Below are 17734 nucleotides of genomic sequence, written 5' to 3' on the forward strand. Positions count from 1 at the left end.
TTTCCGGGCGCCTGGATTACAGTTTCTTGGCTTTCTCGATCGCTTCTTCGATGCCGCCGACCATGTAGAACGCTTGTTCTGGCAGGTGGTCGTAGTCACCGTTGAGGATGCCTTTGAAGCCAGCAATGGTGTCTTTCAGGGAAACGTATTTACCCGATGCACCGGTGAAGACTTCAGCCACGAAGAACGGCTGCGACAAGAAACGCTGGATCTTACGAGCACGGTTTACCAACTGCTTGTCGGCTTCCGACAGCTCGTCCATACCCAGGATCGCAATGATGTCCTTCAGTTCTTTGTAACGCTGCAGCACGTACTGAACGCCGCGAGCGGTGTCGTAGTGCTCCTGGCCGATCACGTTCGGGTCCAACTGGCGCGAAGTCGAGTCCAGTGGATCGACCGCTGGGTAGATACCCAGGGAAGCGATGTCACGGGACAGTACGACGGTGGCGTCCAAGTGGGCGAAGGTGGTCGCTGGCGACGGGTCGGTCAAGTCATCCGCAGGTACGTATACCGCTTGGATCGAAGTGATCGAACCTTCCTTGGTCGAAGTGATACGTTCTTGCAGAACGCCCATCTCTTCAGCCAGGGTCGGCTGGTAGCCTACTGCCGAAGGCATACGGCCCAGCAGTGCGGATACTTCAGTACCGGCCAGGGTGTAACGGTAGATGTTGTCGACGAACAGCAGAACGTCGTTACCTTCGTCACGGAACTTCTCGGCCATGGTCAGGCCGGTCAGTGCTACGCGCAGACGGTTTCCCGGCGGCTCGTTCATCTGACCGTAAACCAGTGCCACTTTGTCCAGAACGTTGGAGTCCTTCATCTCGTGGTAGAAGTCGTTACCCTCACGAGTACGCTCACCCACACCGGCGAACACGGAATAACCGCTGTGCTCGATGGCGATGTTACGGATCAGTTCCATCATGTTTACGGTCTTGCCTACACCGGCACCACCGAACAGACCGACTTTACCGCCTTTGGCGAACGGGCAAACCAGGTCGATAACCTTGATGCCGGTTTCCAGCAGGTCGTTGCCGCCAGCTTGCTCCGCGAACGAAGGTGCTGGACGGTGAATGCCCCAACGCTCTTCGGTGTCGATCGGACCAGCTTCGTCAATCGGGTTGCCCAGTACGTCCATGATCCGGCCCAGGGTCGCTTTACCGACCGGTACGGAGATGGCTGCGCCAGAGTCGACAACGTCCAGACCGCGCTTCAAGCCTTCGGTGGAACCCATCGCAATGGTACGAACTACGCCGTCGCCCAGCTGCTGCTGAACTTCCAGAGTAGTGTCCGCGCCTTGTACTTTCAGCGCGTTGTAGATGCTCGGTACGCTGTCGCGTGGAAATTCCACGTCGATAACGGCGCCGATGATTTGAACGATACGTCCGCTACTCATAGCTGGATCCTCTGAATATTTGAACCGTTAAACCGCGGCAGCGCCGCCGACGATTTCCGAGATCTCTTGGGTGATCGCAGCCTGACGCGCCTTGTTGTAGATCAGCTGCAAATCGCTGATCAGATCACCGGCGTTGTCGGTAGCGTTTTTCATCGCGATCATCCGCGCTGCTTGTTCAGCTGCGTTGTTCTCGACCACCGCCTGGTACACCTGCGACTCCACGTAGCGCACCATCAAGCCGTCAAGCAGCTCTTTAGCGTCTGGTTCGTAGAGGTAGTCCCAGTGGTGCTTGAGTTCCTGATCCGGGGTCGCCACCAGTGGAATCAATTGCTCCACGGTTGGCTGCTGGGTCATGGTGTTGATGAACTTGTTGGATACCACGGACAGGCGATCAATCCGGCCTTCCAGATACGCATCCAGCATCACCTTCACACTGCCGATCAAATCATTGATCGACGGCTCTTCACCCAGGTGGCTGATAGCTGCAACGACGTTACCGCCGAAGTTGCGGAAAAAGGCCGCACCCTTGCTACCAACAACACACAGATCAATCTCGACGCCGTTTTCGCGGTTTACCGCCATGTCCTTGACCAGGGCCTTGAACAGGTTGGTATTCAAACCACCGCACAAACCACGGTCACTGCTCACTACCACATAACCCACACGCTTGACGGCGCGCTCGATCATGAACGGGTGGCGGTATTCCGGGTTGGCGTTGGCCAGATGCCCAATTACCTGGCGGATACGCTCCGCATAAGGACGGCTAGCAGCCATGCGCATTTGTGCCTTGCGCATTTTGCTGACCGCCACTTTTTCCATGGCGCTGGTAATTTTTTGCGTGCTTTTGATGCTCGCAATCTTACTGCGAATCTCTTTTGCGCCTGCCATGTAACACCTATCAGGTTAGCAAGCGGGAGCCTTGCGGCTCCCGCTGCGGCTTACCAGGTTTGGGTGGCCTTGAACTTCTCGATACCGGCTTTGAGGCCAGCGTCGATTTCGTCATTGAAGTCACCCTTCACGTTGATCTTGGCCAACAAGTCGGCGTGATCGCGGTTGAAGTAAGCAATCAGCGCTTGTTCAAAGCTGCCGACCTTGGCGATTTCGACGTCAGTCAGGAACCCACGCTCAGCGGCATACAGCGACAACGCCATGTCAGCGATCGACATTGGGGCGTATTGCTTCTGCTTCATCAGCTCGGTAACGCGCTGACCATGCTCAAGTTGCTTACGGGTCGCTTCGTCCAGGTCAGAAGCGAACTGGGCGAATGCCGCCAGTTCACGGTACTGAGCCAGAGCGGTACGGATACCACCGGAGAGCTTCTTGATGATCTTGGTCTGAGCGGCACCACCCACACGGGATACCGAAACACCGGCGTTCACTGCAGGACGGATCCCGGAGTTGAACATGGCCGATTCCAGGAAGATCTGACCGTCGGTGATGGAAATCACGTTGGTCGGAACGAACGCGGAAACGTCGCCAGCCTGGGTTTCGATGATCGGCAGTGCGGTCAGGGAACCGGTTTTGCCGGTCACTGCGCCGTTGGTGAACTTCTCTACGTACTCTTCGGAGACGCGGGATGCGCGCTCCAGCAGACGGGAGTGGAGATAGAACACGTCGCCTGGGTAGGCTTCACGGCCTGGCGGACGGCGCAGCAGCAGGGAAATCTGGCGGTAAGCCACTGCTTGCTTGGACAGATCGTCATAAACGATCAGCGCGTCTTCACCACGGTCGCGGAAGAATTCACCCATGGTGCAACCGGCATACGGTGCCAGGTATTGCAGTGCAGGCGATTCCGAAGCACTGGCAGCCACGATGATCGTGTTTTTCAGTGCGCCGTTCTCTTCCAGCTTGCGAACCACGTTGGCGATGGTCGATTGCTTCTGACCGATGGCTACGTAGACGCAGAAAATGCCGCTGTCTTTCTGGTTGATGATCGCGTCGATGGCCAGAGCGGTTTTACCGATCTGACGGTCACCGATGATCAGCTCACGCTGGCCACGGCCGACAGGGATCATGGCATCGACAGCCTTGTAGCCAGTCTGTACAGGCTGGTCTACCGACTTACGCCAGATCACGCCTGGAGCAACTTTCTCGACCGCGTCGGTCTCGGTGTTGCCCAGTGGACCTTTGCCGTCAACAGGGTTACCCAGTGCGTCGACTACGCGACCCAGCAGTTCCTTACCAACCGGAACCTCCAGGATGCGGCCGGTGCACTTGGCGCTCATGCCTTCAGCCAGAGACTGGTAAGCGCCCAGGATTACGGCACCTACGGAGTCTTGCTCCAGGTTGAGGGCCATACCGAAGACGCCGCCCGGAAACTCGATCATCTCGCCGGACATTACGTCGGCCAGACCGTGAATCCGCACGATACCGTCAGATACGCTGACGACAGTGCCTTCGTTACGGGCTTGGGAGGTCACATCGAGCTTGTCGATGCGGCCCTTGATAATTTCACTTATTTCGGAAGGATTGAGTTGCTGCATTGCTCTGCTGCCCCTTCAAACTCAAGATTTCAATGCTTCGGCAAGATTCGCGAGTTTGCCGCGAATCGAGCCATCGATAACCAGGTCGCCGGCGCGAATGACAATGCCCCCAATGAGGGACTTGTCTTCCGCAACTTGCAGGCGCACTTCCCGGTCGAGTCGTGCACTGAGAACCTTGGCGAGTTTGTCTTGCTGTTCTTGGTTCAATGCAAAAGCACTGGTCACTTCAACGTCTACCGACTTCTCTTGCTCGGCCTTGTACAGGTCGAACAGAGCGGCAATCTCCGGCAGAAGCAGGAGACGGTCGTTTTCGGCAACGACGTGGATGAAGTTCTGCACTTTCACATCAAACTTGTCGCCGCACACTTCAATAAAAGTGGCGGCCTTGTCTGCGCTCGTCAGTCGCGGGGCCTTGAGCACGCGCTGCATGGTGTCGTCTTGCGACACTGCTGCAGCCAGGCCGAGCATGGCTGACCAAGAGGCCAGCTGCTGGTGGGCCTGGGCGTGCTCGAAGGCTGCCTTAGCGTAAGGTCGGGCCAACGTGGTCAATTCTGCCATGATCGCCCTCGCTTAAATTTCAGCAGCCAGTTTGTTTACCAGCTCCGCGTGCGCGTTTTGATCGATTGTGGCACCCAGGATCTTCTCAGCACCGCCGACGGCCAGAGCACCCAGTTGGGCACGCAGCGCATCTTTGACACCGTTCAGTTCCTGCTCGATCTCGGCCTGAGCCTGAACCTTCACACGGTCAGCGTCGATACGGGCTTTTTCAACAGCCTCTTCAACGATCTGGTTACCGCGTTTCTTGGCTTGCTCAATGATTTCGGCTGCTTGAGCTTTCGCTTCGCGCAGTTGCTGACCCGCTTTATCTTGGGCCAACTCCAGGTCGCGAGCTGCTCGTGCTGCAGCGTCCAGCCCATCCGCGATCTTCTTCTGACGTTCGTGCAGAGCTGCGATGACCGGAGGCCATACGAACTTCATGCAGAAAACGACAAAAATCAAGAACGCTAAGGACTGACCAATAATGGTTGCATTAATGTTCACGCCAATACCTCGCTCATTCGTTGCACAACACACCAATCACTCGAAAAAACGAGTGATTAACCGGCGAGTTGACCAACGAAAGGGTTCGCGAAGGTGAAGAACAGAGCGATACCAACACCGATCATGGTCACGGCGTCGAGCAGGCCGGCGACGATGAACATTTTAACTTGCAGCATTGGAACCATTTCTGGCTGACGCGCTGCGCCTTCCAGGAACTTGCCGCCCAGCAGGCCGAAACCAATGGCAGTACCCAGGGCGCCCAGGCCGATCAACAGTGCAACAGCGATAGCGGTTAGACCAACTACAGTTTCCATCTTTCCTCCCGACTTTTACGTCGTATGGTTTAGGTTTTTTAGATTTTAAAGCGGTAAAACAAATCGTTTCATAGCCCGGTAGGGCCCACCTTCCCGTTTTACCGGGAAGGACATCAGACTAGTCGAGACTGGTCTTAATGGTTCTCTTCGTGCGCCATCGACAGGTAGACGATGGTCAGCATCATGAAGATAAACGCCTGCAGGGTAATGATCAGGATGTGGAACACAGCCCACGCCCACTGCAGAACAATGCCCAGGCCGCTAAGCCAGAGCAGGCCGCTGCCGAACATCACAGCGATCAGAATGAACACCAGCTCGCCGGCATACATGTTGCCGAACAGTCGCAGTGCCAGGGAGATTGGCTTGGCGATCAGGGTGACGAATTCCAGCAGGAAGTTCACCGGGATCAGCAGGGCTTGAACAAAAATGTTCTTGCTGCCGAACGGGTGCAGGGTCAGTTCGCCGATGAAGCCGCCGATGCCCTTGATCTTGATGCTGTAGAAAATGATCAACGCAAATACCGACAGGGCCATGCCCAGGGTAGCGTTAGGGTCGGTGGTCGATACGGCACGGAATGGGATGTGCGGGTCGCCGCTGATCGCCATGGCCAACTGAGGAATCCAGTCCACCGGAATCAGGTCGACGGCGTTCATCAGGAACACCCAGACGAAAATGGTCAGTGCCAGCGGCGCAATCACCGGGCTACGGCCATGGAAGCTGTCTTTCACGCTGCCATCGACGAATTCGACCAATACTTCAACGAAGTTCTGCAAAGCACCTGGCTGACCGGAGGTCGCCTTCTTTGCCGCCATGCGGAAAATGAAGACGAAGATCAGACCCAATGCGACCGACCAGCCCAGAGTATCCAGGTGGAAAGCCCAGAAGCCCATTTCTTTGGCCTCTGCTGCGGAGTGGGCAAAGCCCCAGCCGCCGTTGGGAAGCTGACCGAAGGTCAGGTTCTGCAAGTGGTGCTGGATATAGCCCGAAGCGGTTGTTTCTGCCATGGTTGCCTCAAACGCCCTAAGGTTTCGAAAGTCTTGTTTTCATTAGCAGGGGAGCGAACCAGCTGACCAGTTGGGTCAACACGAAGACGCCGAATACAGCCAGCGGCGCCAATGGCTTCACACCTGCAAAGGTCAGTGCAAACAGCACTGCCGTCAAAATCAGTTTCCCTGCCTCGCCGGCATAAAAGGACCGGACGATAGCCTGGGCTGCCCGGGCGCCGGAAAACCGAAAGGCCCTGTGAGCAAAATACATATTGGGCAGCAAGGCTATCAGGCCTCCGCAGAGTCCTGAGTATCCGGCTACGACCCCATGCCAATACCAAAGCGCCAATGCGGCGATCAGCAAAATGACAAATTGGGCCAATAAAACCGGAAAAACGGCCAAGCGATGGAACGGCAACGTGTTTGGCGTGCGGGTTTCCATCACTCTTGCTCCTCAGTGGTCGGCTGCCGGAAATCAATAACTTGGCATAATTTGTGCCGACAAAATGCGCGCAGAGTATAGGGGCGGTTCTGCCCCTATTCAACTGCCGGGTAGTGATTTCCGACTGCACGCTACATAAGCAAATGTTTCAGCGGATGTGGGAAAGAACGCCCTGAAGCTCATCGAGGGAGTTATAGCCGATAACCAATTGCCCTTTGCCCTTCTTGCCGTGGCGAATTTGCACCGCAGAGCCCAGCCGCTCGGCCAGGCGCTGCTCCAGGCGCGCAATGTCCGGATCAGTTTTGGCGGTTTCAACCGGTGCAGGTTTGCCACTGAGCCACTGGCGAACCAGGGCCTCGGTCTGACGAACGGTGAGACCTCGTGCGACAACGTGTCGCGCCCCTTCAACCTGTTGATTTTCCGGCAAACCGAGCAAAGCACGGGCATGACCCATTTCCAGGTCACCGTGGGACAGCATGGTCTTGATCACTTCCGGCAGTGCGATCAGGCGCAGCAGATTGGAAACCGTGACACGGGATTTGCCTACCGCGTCGGCCACTTCCTGCTGGGTCAGCTTGAATTCCTGCTGCAGGCGCTGCAGGGCAATCGCTTCCTCGATGGGGTTGAGGTCTTCGCGCTGGATGTTTTCGATCAGCGCCATGGCAATGGCCGTTTCATCCGGCACATCGCGCACCATCGCCGGAATGGTTTCCTGGCCGGCCTGCTGGCTGGCGCGCCAGCGGCGTTCGCCGGCGATGATTTCAAACCGACCACTACCAATGGGGCGCACGACAATCGGCTGCATCACGCCCTGGGCCTTGATCGAGTTCGCCAACTCCTCCAGCGCCTGCGGGTCCATGTCCCGACGCGGCTGGTACTTGCCACGCTGGATCAGGTCCAGGGGCAAATGTTGCAGCTCACGGGAGTCGGCCTGCACCGCCTGCTCTTCCAGCGAAGTGACAGTCGGACCACTCAGCAGTGCATCCAGTCCACGTCCGAGACCTCGTTTCTTGACGGCCATGGGGGTTCCTTAAGTTGGCTGGGCTGCAGCGGTGCGTGAATTGCGGCGTTGGCGGCGAACCATCTCGCCGGCCAGCGCCAGGTAGGCAATGGCACCACGCGATGACTTGTCGTACGCCAGCGCGGGCATGCCATAGCTTGGGGCTTCGGCCAGGCGGATGTTACGTGGGATCACCGTGTCGTAGAGCTGGTCGCCAAAGTGTTCCTTGAGCTGCGCCGACACATCGTTCATCAGGCTCAGGCGCGGGTCATACATGGTCCGCAGCAGGCCTTCGACTTTCAGGTTCGGATTGAGCAACTCGGCGATACGCTTGATGTTATCCACAAGGTCGCTCAAGCCTTCGAGGGCGAAGTACTCGCACTGCATGGGGATAATCACCCCATCGGCGGCGACCAGCGCGTTGAGTGTCAGCATCGACAGCGACGGCGGGCAGTCGATCAAAATGTAGTCGTAGTTCTCGCGAATCGGCGCCAGGGCGCTGCGCAGACGGCTTTCTTTCATCTGCATTTCCAGCAGCACTACTTCCGCCGCGGTCAGATCGCGGTTGGCCGGCAGCAGTTGATAACCGCCGTGCTCGGAATAGTGCATGGCCTGGGCCAGGTCGCACTCGCCTATCAGCAAGTCGTAGACCGAGTTTTCCAGGCCGTGTTTATCCACACCGCTACCCATGGTGGCGTTGCCCTGTGGATCGAGGTCGATCAACAGCACCCGACGCTTGGTAGCGACCAGGGATGCTGCGAGGTTGATGCAGGTGGTGGTTTTGCCCACGCCACCTTTCTGGTTCGCTATCGCGAATACCTTAGCCATTCTTGCTTGTGTTCCCAATCATGCCGTGCGGCGCAGTATCAGCAGATGGCGTTGGCCTTGGCAACCGGGTACGGCCAAGGCGTGTTCGCTATCGAGGTGGAAGTCTGCCGGCAATGCTAACAGCTCGTCGCTTGGATGAACGCCCTTCATTGCCAGCCAACGGGTGTTCAGGTCGCCCAGGTGGCGGGTCCAGTTGCTGAAGTTCTCCATGCTGCTGAAGGCCCTGGAAACAATTCCGTTGAAGGGCAGTTCAGGCACGAAGGCTTCGACGCGGCTGTGGATAACTTGCAGGTTGTCTAGCTTGAGTTCGAGTTTGACCTGGGTCAGGAAGCGGGTTTTCTTGCCGTTGCTGTCCAGGCAGGTCACTTGCGACCCGGGAAACAGGATGGCCAGCGGGATGCCAGGCATGCCACCGCCACTGCCTACATCGAGCCAGCGACCGTTTTCGATGAATGGCATCACGCTCAAGCTGTCGAGCAGATGCCGCGACACCATTTCATCCGGATCGCGCACCGCCGTGAGGTTGTAGGCCTTGTTCCATTTGATCAACAGGGCCAGGTAGCCCAGCAGCAATTCGTGCTGGGCCTCGGTCAGTTCCACGCCCAATTGACGTGCTCCTGTGGATAACTCTTCGGCGTGTTGCAAGGTGACCAACGAACTCAAGCGCTTTGCTCCAACTGACGGCCCGCGCCGCGTTTTTTCAAATGAATCATCAACAGCGAAATGGCTGCCGGGGTGACGCCCGGGATACGGGAAGCCTGGCCCAGTGTCTCAGGGCGAGTTATCCCCAGCTTGCTTTGAATCTCTTTCGACAACCCGGAAATCCCGGTGTAATCGATATCCACAGGCAGCTTCGTGTCTTCACTGGCGCGCAGCCGAGCGATCTCATCCTGCTGGCGGTCAATGTAACCGGCATATTTGGTCTTGATTTCGACCTGCTCGGCGACCTGTGGATCTTCTGCACCGCCGCCGGTTACTTCAACCAGACCAGCGTAGTCGATTTCCGGACGGGACAGCAGGTTCAACAGGTTGTATTCGTGGGTCAGCGGCGTGCCGAATTTTTCGGCAATGGCGTCGCCCTGTTCGGTGCCCGGGCGCACCCAGGTACTTTTCAGGCGCTGCTCTTCGAGTTCGATGCTTTCGCGTTTTTTGCAGAACGCTTCCCAACGCGCGTCATCGACCAAGCCCAGCTCGCGGCCCTTTTCGGTCAAGCGCAAGTCGGCGTTGTCTTCGCGCAGGATCAGGCGATATTCGGCCCGGGAGGTGAACATACGGTACGGTTCCTGGGTGCCCAGGGTAATCAGGTCGTCAACCAACACCCCGATGTACGCTTCATCGCGACGCGGGCACCAGCTGTCTTTGCCCTGGGCACGCAATGCAGCGTTGGTCCCGGCCAGCAAACCCTGGGCGCCGGCTTCTTCGTAACCGGTGGTGCCGTTGATTTGCCCAGCGAAGAACAGGCCGCCGATCACTTTGGTTTCCAGGCTGTATTTCAGATCGCGCGGGTCGAAATAGTCATATTCGATGGCGTAGCCCGGGCGCACGATATGCGCGTTTTCCATACCGCGAATCGACTGCACGATCTGGATTTGCACATCGAATGGCAGGGATGTGGAAATCCCGTTCGGGTACAGCTCATGGGTGGTCAAGCCTTCCGGCTCGATGAAGACCTGGTGGCTTTCCTTGTCGGCAAAGCGGTGGATCTTGTCTTCGATCGATGGGCAATAACGCGGGCCGATACCTTCGATCACACCGGAGTACATCGGCGAACGATCGAGGTTCGCGGCAATGATTTCGTGGGTGCGGGCGTTGGTGTGGGTGATCCAGCAGCTCACCTGTTTCGGGTGCTGCTCTTTGGAGCCCATGAACGACATGACCGGAATCGGCGTGTCACCGGCCTGTTCGGTCATCACCGAGAAATCCACAGAACGCCCGTCGATACGCGGCGGGGTCCCGGTTTTCAGGCGACCGACACGCAGCGGTAATTCACGCAGGCGTTTTGCCAGGGCAATCGACGGCGGATCACCGGCGCGGCCGCCGGAATAGTTCTGCATCCCTATGTGGATAAGTCCACCGAGGAACGTGCCGGTGGTCAACACCACGGACTCTGCGAAGAAACGCAGGCCCATTTGCGTGACAACACCGCGTACCTGGTCTTGCTCGACGATCAGGTCATCCGCTGCTTGTTGAAATATCCACAGGTTCGGCTGGTTTTCCAGGGTTTCGCGCACGGCCGCCTTGTACAGGATGCGGTCGGCTTGAGCCCGTGTCGCACGCACGGCTGGGCCTTTGCGGCTGTTGAGCACGCGAAATTGAATACCACCCTTATCGGTAGCCATGGCCATCACGCCGCCAAGGGCATCGATTTCCTTGACCAGGTGGCTTTTGCCGATCCCACCAATGGCAGGGTTGCAACTCATTGCACCGAGGGTTTCCACGTTATGCGTCAACAACAGGGTTTTTACGCCCATGCGTGCTGACGCCAGTGCTGCCTCGGTACCGGCATGACCGCCGCCGATGACGATCACTTCAAAACGGGAAGGGAAATCCACCACGCACCTCGTGCCTGCTTATGTAGGTAATCAGGAATTGTTTGTTGAAAGAGTTTTGGAGCTATGGCGGCAAGTATAGGGACTTAGCCCCACCTAAAGAACCCTTTGCACAAAATTTAACCACCTGTGGATGAATCGAAGGTAATAGAAATTAAAAGAGAGAAATTTATTAAATCTTTGTTTTTATGTTTATTTCTATTGAACCTATTTTCTGTGGATAGATTTCTATAGGCCTTTATTTTCAATGTGTACAGAGATTCAAAAGTCTGTGGTTAGGTGCCAATGAGGTCCTTGGATAAGTGCGTTAAGCCTGTGGATTAAACAGGTGGTTATCCACAGATCGGTTTCTACTCAGGTTTCAAGCCCTGTTATCAACTGGGCACAGGGGCGGTTATTCACAGGGTTTAATCCACAGAAAAACACCCAACTGGCTGAATGACAGCCACGCGAAAGCCGCTTCGGTGAGTCAGCAGACGGAATAAAACCGGAAATTCAGACGGGGATTGTGAAAACGAGAGCGATAAGCGAAGCAGAGCCTCGGGAATTTGTCCGTGGGCTTTGGTCGTGATTGCAAACCTGTAGGAGCCGGCTTGCCGGCGATGGCGACCTGAAGAACGCAAATGGTTTTTCGGGCCCTATCGCCGGCAAGTAGGGTTATTTACCGATGCAGAAGCTGGAAAAGATCCTGCCGAGCAGATCATCAGAGCTGAACGCCCCGGTAATTTCCCCCAGCAGTTGCTGTGCCTGCCGTAAATCTTCGGCCAGCAGCTCTCCCGCGCCCGCCAGCGTCAGCTGTGCTCTACCGTGCTCAAGGGCGGCGCTGGCATGGCGTAGGGCTTCAAGGTGCCTGCGGCGAGCACTGAAGCTGCTTTCCGAGGTCTGTTCATAACCCATGCACGCCTTGAGATGATCGCGCAGCAGTTCCAGGCCCGCCCCGGCAGACTTGGCGCTGAGGCTGATGGTGACATGGCCATCGTCGCTGACCTCCAGGGCAATGGCTTCACCCGTCAGGTCCGCCTTGTTGCGAATCAGCGTGACTTTGGCCGGGTCCGGCCGTTGTTCAAGGAATTCGGGCCACAGCGCAAAAGGATCCACAGCCTCAGGTGCTGTGGCATCCACCACCAACAGCACCCGATCTGCTTCACCGATGGCCTTGAGCGCCCGTTCCACACCGATTTTTTCCACCTGGTCATCGGTATCGCGTAAGCCGGCGGTATCAACCACGTGCAGTGGCATGCCATCAATGTGGATGTGTTCGCGCAAGATATCCCGGGTGGTGCCGGCAATCTCGGTGACAATGGCCGCTTCACGGCCCGCAAGAGCGTTGAGCAAACTCGACTTGCCAGCGTTGGGCCGGCCAGCAATCACTACTGTCATCCCATCGCGCAGCAATGCGCCCTGGCCGGCTTCCTTCAGTACTGTGGATAACTCATCGCGGACCTTATCGAGCATGGCCAGGACATGGCCATCGGCGAGAAAGTCGATTTCCTCTTCGGGGAAATCAATTGCTGCCTCGACATAGATGCGCAAACTGATCAGTTGCTCGGTGAGGTTATGCACACGCAGGGAAAACGCCCCCTGCAACGAGCGCAGTGCATTGCGTGCGGCCTGTGCAGAACTGGCCTCGATCAGGTCGGCGATGGCCTCGGCCTGGGCAAGGTCGAGTTTGTCATTGAGAAACGCGCGCTCGCTGAATTCACCCGGCCGTGCAAGGCGGCAACCCAGTTGCAGGCAACGTTGCAGGAGCATGTCCAGGACGATAGGACCGCCATGGCCTTGCAATTCCAGCACATCCTCGCCGGTGAACGAGTTCGGCCCCGGGAAATACAGGGCCAGGCCCTCATCCAGCACCTCAAGATCCTCGCCGAAAAAAGGCCCGTAATGCGCATACCGGGGCTTCAGCTCGCGCCCACTGATCGCCTGGGCGGCAATGCCGGCAAGTGGTCCGGAAATACGGACGATACCGACACCGCCCCGGCCTTGAGCGGTGGCGACGGCGGCGATGGTTTCACGAGGAGCGCTCATCAGCGGTTTCCCAGACAAAAGTGACAGAATGCAAAACGCCCCACGAGGGGGCGTCTTGAGTGGTTATCCACAGAGTAAGTTACGCCTCGGCTTTTTTGGCAGCCGCTTCGATCTTACGAGTGATGTACCACTGTTGAGAGATCGACAATACGTTGTTGACCACCCAGTACAGAACCAGACCAGCCGGGAACCACAGGAAGAAGAAGGTGAAGATGATTGGCATCATTTTCATCACCTTGGCCTGCATCGGATCCGGAGGTGTAGGGTTCAGACGCTGCTGGATGAACATGGTTGCGCCCATGATGATCGGCAGGATAAAGAACGGGTCTTTGATCGACAGGTCAGTTATCCACAGCATGAACGGTGCCTGGCGCATTTCCACGCTTTCCAGGAGTACCCAGTACAGCGACAGGAATACCGGCATCTGTACCAGAATCGGCAAGCATCCACCCAGCGGGTTGATCTTCTCTTTCTTGTACAGCTCCATCATGGCTTGGGACATTTTCTGCCGGTCGTCGCCATGTTGCTCTTTCAGTGCAGCCAGTTTCGGTGCAACGGCGCGCATACGAGCCATCGATTTGTAGCTGGCAGCCGACAACGGGAAGAAAATCCCTTTGATCAGCATGGTCAGGAAGATGATCGACCAGCCCCAGTTACCGACGATGCTGTGGATGTGTTGCAGCAACCAGAAGATTGGCTGGGCAATGAACCACAGAATGCCGTAGTCCACAGTCAGTTCCAGGCCTGGGGATAACTCCTTGAGTACGGCCTGGCTTTTCGGGCCGGCATACAAGGTGGCGCTGGTTTCAGCTTTGGCGCCTGGCGCAACGGTCAACGCCGGGCCAGTGAAACCGATGATGTAGTTGCCCTGGTTGTCCTTGCGGGTCTGGACCAGGTTGGCTTCGCCCTTGTTCGGGATCCACGCTGTTACAAAGTAGTGTTGCAGCCAGGCTACCCAACCACCTTGCACCGTCTCTTTTAGCGTGCCCTTGTCGATATCTTTCATCGACACTTTTTTGTACGGCTCGTTACTTGTCCACAGGGCGGCGCCCAGGTAAGTCGCGGTGCCGGTGGCAGTGCTGGAAGACGGATCGGAGCTGCCATCACGCTTGAGCTGGGCAAACAGGTTGCCAGTCCAGGCTTTTTCGCTGGTGTTGTCGATCAGGTAGGTGACTTTCAGATCGTACAAACCGCGGGTGAAGCTGAAGCGTTTGATGTAATTGACGCCGTCGTGACTGAATTTCAGGTCGACGTTCAACTGGTTTTGGCCATCAGCCAGTTGATAAGTCTTCTGTTCGGTCGAATAAACCGGACGACCGGTCGCACGAGCATCAGGACCATCAGTGCCGGTCAGGCCGCTTTGCGCCAGATAAATACGCTCGCCACCATTATCGAACAACTGGAAAGGAACATCCGGATGGTCTTGGCGACGTGGATACAGTGGCAATTTCAGCTGGGCAATATCACCGCCCTGTGGATCGATCGCCAGGTCCAGTACATCCGTCTTGACGTGGATGAGGTCTTTATTGGTGATGACTGCGTTATCTACAGGGGTGCTGGTATCGGCATTCGCGCTGGGTACATCGGCACTGGCGGAAGCGTTGTTACCCAACGGTGCATCCGGGATAGCCGGGGCAGACTGATTGGTAGCAACATTCTGAGTCGGCAGGGCAGCCTGGCCATAGTCCTGGTTCCATTTCAGAACCATAACGTAGGACACGATTGCCAGGGCGACGATCAGGATCGTGCGTTTAATATCCATGATTACTCGGCCATCGAAGAAGAACGGGAGGTAGGGATAGGCGGAACCGGGTCATAACCACCGGGATTCCACGGATGACAGCGACCTAAACGACGAAAGGTCAGCCAGCCACCGCGCAGAAGGCCATGATTTTCTATGGCTTCATACGCGTAGCAGGAACAACTGGGGTAGAAACGACAGTGGCTGGCCATCAGCGGACTAATGGCATAGCGGTAAAACTGGATCGGAACGAGGGCCAGTTTACGCATCAGTGCTGTCTACCCCTACAGTTTCGGGGCTGACTGCTGGGGTCGGCTTGCTGGTGCGAGCCAAACGTTTCCAGAGCTTGCCGAAATGCTGAATCAATTCGGGGTTTTCTACGTCCCCCAAGCCTTTGCGCGCGACGATAACAATATCCCAACCAACCAGAGTGTCCTGGTGGAGGCGAAACGATTCGCGCATCAGACGCTTGAGGCGATTGCGCTCAACGGAGAGCTTTACGCTCTTCTTGCCGATCACCAACCCGAGACGGGGGTGATCCAGATCGTTGTTACGCGCAAGGAGCAGGAGATTTTTCCCCGGAACCTTGCCGGTGGGGGAGTCAAAGACTGCCTTGAAGTGCCGGGGGGTTAGCAGACGCTTTTCCCGACTGAAGTCCTGACTCACCACCAGTACCGGATTATCAAACTGCCAGACGCGCACGACCTTTGGCGCGGCGACGCGACAGGACAGCACGGCCGTTCTTGGTAGCCATGCGAGCACGGAAACCGTGGGTACGGGCGCGTTTGATGGTGCTTGGTTGGAAAGTACGTTTCATGGCGTGTTACCTGGTTCGTCCACAACGGGCCGGAATGGCCCCCGTTTTAAGAGACCGGGGATTCTAGAGAAAGCAAGCCTCTAGGTCAATTTCCAACCAGCTATTCCTTCAATTAGATATCTGCAGGCCCGGGACCGATTCCTTGAGGCCTGGCTTTCACGAGCAATGCCATAGATATAAAAATAAAGAAGGAAGTTATTTAAAGCTTTTCTGTAAAGCTTATAAAAGCTAGGGCGGAGGTTATCTGTGGATAACTAGGTTAAGGCCATATTCTACGTGCTGTACAGAGAATGACAACACAGGGGAGAAACGGTGCTCTGCCTGTGCTGCGCTATCGGATAAGCTGTGTGTGGAAGGGCTACTTATCCACAAGCCAGTTACACACAGACTTTCGCCCCCACTTGTACAACGAGCTTAGGGTGGCTTATCCACAGAGCCTATACACAGACCACTTGTCGGCTTTTTTACGGTTAAGGCATTGATTCTTGGCGGCCTGTGAGCAACCTACATGTGGATAAGTGGGCCGCTCGCCGCTACAATGGCGGCTGTTTTTGCCTCACCGGCTTTCAACTTAGGGGATATCCGTGTCAGTGGAACTTTGGCAGCAGTGCGTGGAGCTTTTGCGCGATGAGCTGCCTGCCCAGCAATTCAACACCTGGATCCGTCCACTACAGGTCGAAGCCGAAGGCGACGAGTTGCGTGTCTACGCGCCGAATCGTTTTGTTCTCGACTGGGTCAACGAAAAATACCTGAGCCGCGTCCTCGAATTGTTCGATGAGCATGGCAACGGGATGGCTCCAGTGCTCTCCTTATTAATAGGCAGCAAGCGCAGTTCCGCTCCCCGTGCTGCGCCTAATGCGCCACTGGCGGCGGCTGCATCGCACGCCCAGGCTGCCGCAGCCCCGGTTAACCACGCACCGGCTCCCGCTGCACCAGCCGCGAGCAAGTCCGTGGTACAAAAAAATGCCCCGGTCAGTGAAGAGCCATCCCGGGACAGCTTCGACCCGATGGCAGGAGCCAGCTCCCAGCAGGCTCCGGTACGCGCCGAACAGCGTACGGTCCAGGTCGAAGGAGCGCTCAAGCACACCAGCTACCTGAACCGCACCTTTACCTTTGAAAACTTTGTCGAAGGCAAATCCAACCAGTTGGCCCGCGCCGCGGCCTGGCAGGTTGCCGACAATCCCAAGCACGGTTACAACCCCCTCTTCCTTTATGGTGGCGTTGGCTTGGGTAAAACGCACTTGATGCACGCTGTGGGTAACCACTTATTAAAGAAGAACCCGAATGCCAAGGTCGTGTACCTGCACTCGGAGCGTTTCGTGGCCGACATGGTCAAGGCGTTGCAGCTCAATGCGATCAACGAATTCAAGCGCTTCTATCGTTCGGTCGATGCGCTGCTGATCGATGACATTCAATTCTTCGCACGCAAGGAACGTTCCCAGGAAGAGTTTTTCCACACGTTCAACGCCCTGCTTGAAGGTGGCCAACAGGTCATCCTCACCAGTGACCGTTACCCGAAGGAAATCGAAGGCCTTGAAGAGCGCCTCAAGTCGCGCTTTGGCTGGGGTCTCACCGTTGCGGTAGAGCCGCCGGAACTGGAGACCCGGGTCGCGATCCTGATGAAGAAGGCCGACCAGGCGAAAGTCGACCTGCCTCACGACGCAGCGTTCTTCATTGCCCAGCGCATCCGCTCCAACGTGCGTGAGCTCGAAGGCGCGCTCAAGCGCGTCATCGCCCATTCGCACTTCATGGGCCGCGATATCACCATCGAGTTGATTCGCGAATCCCTGAAGGACCTGTTGGCGCTGCAAGACAAGCTGGTGAGTGTGGATAACATTCAGCGCACCGTGGCCGAGTACTACAAGATCAAGATTTCCGACCTGTTGTCCAAGCGACGTTCGCGCTCGGTAGCACGTCCCCGTCAGGTGGCCATGGCACTCTCCAAGGAGCTGACCAACCACAGCCTGCCGGAAATTGGCGATGTATTTGGTGGTCGTGACCACACCACGGTCTTGCACGCGTGCCGCAAGATCAACGAACTTAAGGAATCCGACGCGGATATTCGCGAGGACTACAAGAACCTGCTGCGTACACTGACAACTTGATGAACAC

Annotated in this window: 18 protein-coding genes; 1 reads left to right on the plus strand and 17 read right to left on the minus strand. The window is 56.7% G+C overall.

The window, feature by feature from the left end:
* Positions 1-16: 16 nt before the first annotated feature.
* From atpD to rpmH, 17 genes are all read right to left on the minus strand, one after another.
* Complete coding sequence (gene atpD / locus HZ99_RS17360) at positions 17-1393, minus strand: F0F1 ATP synthase subunit beta (protein WP_010207684.1); 1377 nt, start codon at positions 1391-1393, stop codon at positions 17-19.
* Between the two features lie 27 nt (positions 1394-1420).
* The gene (gene atpG, locus HZ99_RS17365; protein ID WP_003195829.1) at positions 1421-2281 is read right to left on the minus strand and encodes a F0F1 ATP synthase subunit gamma; all 861 of its coding nucleotides are present in this window, start codon (positions 2279-2281) and stop codon (positions 1421-1423) included.
* Between the two features lie 50 nt (positions 2282-2331).
* Complete coding sequence (atpA, locus tag HZ99_RS17370; protein WP_010207686.1) at positions 2332-3876, minus strand: F0F1 ATP synthase subunit alpha; 1545 nt, start codon at positions 3874-3876, stop codon at positions 2332-2334.
* 21 nt (positions 3877-3897) lie between these two features.
* Complete coding sequence (locus HZ99_RS17375; protein ID WP_010207689.1) at positions 3898-4434, minus strand: F0F1 ATP synthase subunit delta; 537 nt, start codon at positions 4432-4434, stop codon at positions 3898-3900.
* Positions 4435-4446: 12 nt separating this feature from the next.
* Positions 4447-4917: a F0F1 ATP synthase subunit B gene (locus HZ99_RS17380; protein WP_008439543.1), complete on the minus strand. Its 471-nt coding sequence runs from the start codon at positions 4915-4917 to the stop codon at positions 4447-4449.
* A 56-nt stretch (positions 4918-4973) separates the two neighbouring features.
* Positions 4974-5231, minus strand: a complete 258-nt coding sequence (gene atpE / locus HZ99_RS17385; RefSeq protein ID WP_002555987.1) for a F0F1 ATP synthase subunit C — start codon at positions 5229-5231, stop codon at positions 4974-4976.
* Between the two features lie 134 nt (positions 5232-5365).
* Positions 5366-6235, minus strand: coding sequence for a F0F1 ATP synthase subunit A (gene atpB, locus HZ99_RS17390; RefSeq protein WP_016978714.1), 870 nt, complete (start codon positions 6233-6235; stop codon positions 5366-5368).
* A 16-nt stretch (positions 6236-6251) separates the two neighbouring features.
* The gene (locus tag HZ99_RS17395) at positions 6252-6659 is read right to left on the minus strand and encodes a F0F1 ATP synthase subunit I (protein WP_010565865.1); all 408 of its coding nucleotides are present in this window, start codon (positions 6657-6659) and stop codon (positions 6252-6254) included.
* A gap of 148 nt (positions 6660-6807) precedes the next feature.
* Complete coding sequence (locus tag HZ99_RS17400) at positions 6808-7680, minus strand: ParB/RepB/Spo0J family partition protein (protein WP_038444716.1); 873 nt, start codon at positions 7678-7680, stop codon at positions 6808-6810.
* Between the two features lie 9 nt (positions 7681-7689).
* Entirely contained in the window at positions 7690-8487 is a 798-nt protein-coding gene (locus HZ99_RS17405) for a ParA family protein (RefSeq protein ID WP_005792605.1), read from the minus strand.
* A gap of 18 nt (positions 8488-8505) precedes the next feature.
* The gene (gene rsmG, locus HZ99_RS17410; RefSeq protein ID WP_038444720.1) at positions 8506-9150 is read right to left on the minus strand and encodes a 16S rRNA (guanine(527)-N(7))-methyltransferase RsmG; all 645 of its coding nucleotides are present in this window, start codon (positions 9148-9150) and stop codon (positions 8506-8508) included.
* Entirely contained in the window at positions 9147-11039 is a 1893-nt protein-coding gene (mnmG, locus tag HZ99_RS17415) for a tRNA uridine-5-carboxymethylaminomethyl(34) synthesis enzyme MnmG (RefSeq protein WP_038448106.1), read from the minus strand. The genes rsmG and mnmG overlap by 4 nt, the downstream gene beginning before the upstream one ends.
* A gap of 654 nt (positions 11040-11693) precedes the next feature.
* Complete coding sequence (mnmE, locus tag HZ99_RS17420; RefSeq protein ID WP_038444722.1) at positions 11694-13064, minus strand: tRNA uridine-5-carboxymethylaminomethyl(34) synthesis GTPase MnmE; 1371 nt, start codon at positions 13062-13064, stop codon at positions 11694-11696.
* A gap of 79 nt (positions 13065-13143) precedes the next feature.
* On the minus strand, positions 13144-14826 hold the full coding sequence (gene yidC, locus HZ99_RS17425; RefSeq protein ID WP_038444724.1) for a membrane protein insertase YidC: 1683 nt from the start codon (positions 14824-14826) through the stop codon (positions 13144-13146).
* A gap of 2 nt (positions 14827-14828) precedes the next feature.
* Positions 14829-15074, minus strand: coding sequence for a membrane protein insertion efficiency factor YidD (gene yidD, locus HZ99_RS27945; RefSeq protein WP_010465488.1), 246 nt, complete (start codon positions 15072-15074; stop codon positions 14829-14831).
* A complete protein-coding gene (gene rnpA, locus HZ99_RS17430) occupies positions 15067-15471 on the minus strand; it encodes a ribonuclease P protein component (RefSeq protein ID WP_029290189.1) in 405 nt (134 codons plus the stop codon). Before rnpA ends, yidD begins: the two co-directional genes overlap by 8 nt.
* A 16-nt stretch (positions 15472-15487) precedes the next feature.
* Complete coding sequence (gene rpmH / locus HZ99_RS27950) at positions 15488-15622, minus strand: 50S ribosomal protein L34 (protein ID WP_003213577.1); 135 nt, start codon at positions 15620-15622, stop codon at positions 15488-15490.
* Between the two features lie 584 nt (positions 15623-16206).
* Between rpmH and dnaA the strand changes: the two genes are divergently transcribed.
* Positions 16207-17727 carry a chromosomal replication initiator protein DnaA gene (dnaA, locus tag HZ99_RS17435; RefSeq protein ID WP_038444726.1) on the plus strand — a complete coding sequence of 507 codons (1521 nt, stop codon included), beginning with the start codon at positions 16207-16209 and terminating at the stop codon, positions 17725-17727.
* The last annotated feature ends 7 nt before the right edge of the window (positions 17728-17734 follow it).

The organism is Pseudomonas fluorescens, assembly GCF_000730425.1.
GTDB classification, from domain to species: Bacteria; Pseudomonadota; Gammaproteobacteria; order Pseudomonadales; family Pseudomonadaceae; genus Aquipseudomonas; species Aquipseudomonas fluorescens_X.